Source organism: Methanoregula sp. (assembly GCF_002835825.1).
In the GTDB taxonomy this organism is placed as follows: Archaea; Halobacteriota; Methanomicrobia; order Methanomicrobiales; family Methanospirillaceae; genus Methanoregula.
Genome location: NZ_PIZH01000770.1, coordinates 1 through 1038, shown reverse-complemented (window position 1 = coordinate 1038; position 1038 = coordinate 1). Strand labels below are relative to the sequence as shown.

Sequence of the window (1038 nt, the reverse complement as noted above, 5' to 3'; positions counted from 1 at the left end):
GCATGATGCTGTCGGTGTGCTTCGCGGCAAGGGAGAGAAGGGTCAGACGGAGCTCGTTGATGGTCTTCATCTGGAGGAGGAGCGCCATGCGGAGGGTGAGCCGGATACACGTTGCGACCTCGTCGTTCCGTGACCGGGCCATATGCATCCTTCCTCCGGCCTCCGATCCTGCGGCCTCGATGACGAGCGATTCGATTCCCGCGTGTACGTCCTCGAAACGCGGGTCGAAGACCTCCTCAGGCAGCTCGCTGTCATCGAGTTTGAGGAGGATGTTCAGAATCTGTTTTGTTGTCTTGCGCTCATTGATCTTCTGCCGGTCCAGCATCAGCACGTGCGCGATGTCCACGAGGAGGTCCGCCTTCGCGATCCTCCGGTCCGCGTCCATTGACGAGAGGAACTCCTGCAGGCCGGGTTCTTCTCTCCCAAAGAGGCGCCCTCTCCTCACAACATCGGTTCGCATCCGTTCACCCTTCTTCATCACCGTAATTATTGGCTATATACTGATTAAAGCCACGCCTTTCGTGCGGCAAGCTCGACCGCCCGCTGGACCGACTCTTTGGGGATGATGGTCGCGACCGGAATGTGGACAAGCTGCTCGATGACGCTGGAGACAATGGGGGCGCAGACAATGGCAACCGCCCCCTCGCGTTCAGCCCGGACCGCTGCAACAATAGCATCCTCCATCGTGTGGACCGGGTACTCGCGGACGGTAACCTTTCGTGCGTCCACCTCCGTGGTCCGTTCCTCGATAGTCTCGAGAACCGGGCGGGCGACAATGAGCCCGATGAACTCCCCCTCGCCAGCGCGGTAGAACTGGCGCATGGCCTTTATGATGGCGCGGAGGGTGGTGAGATTGGGGGACCGCTTCCCGTGGAGGATCTTGTAGAGCGAGCTCTGGGCGATACCGCTTGCCTCCGACAATTCGCGGATGCTTATCCGGAGATCGCGGCGCAGCAGATCGTTAAGGACGAGAACGAACTCTTCATCCGAGGCAAGTGCGCCGCGCATGAGGCGGTCGATCGGGTCGGAATGTGCCAT

At 60.2% G+C, this 1038-nt stretch carries 1 protein-coding gene and 1 pseudogene; both read right to left on the bottom strand.

Annotation, left to right across the window (positions count from 1 at the left end; translation table 11 throughout):
• A pseudogene (locus CW742_RS15085) lies at window positions 1-460 on the bottom strand (lyase family protein); the annotation flags it as partial.
• 44 nt (window positions 461-504) lie between these two features.
• A partial coding sequence (locus CW742_RS15080) for a helix-turn-helix domain-containing protein (protein ID WP_292421835.1) occupies window positions 505-1038 on the bottom strand: 534 nt, incomplete at its 5' end.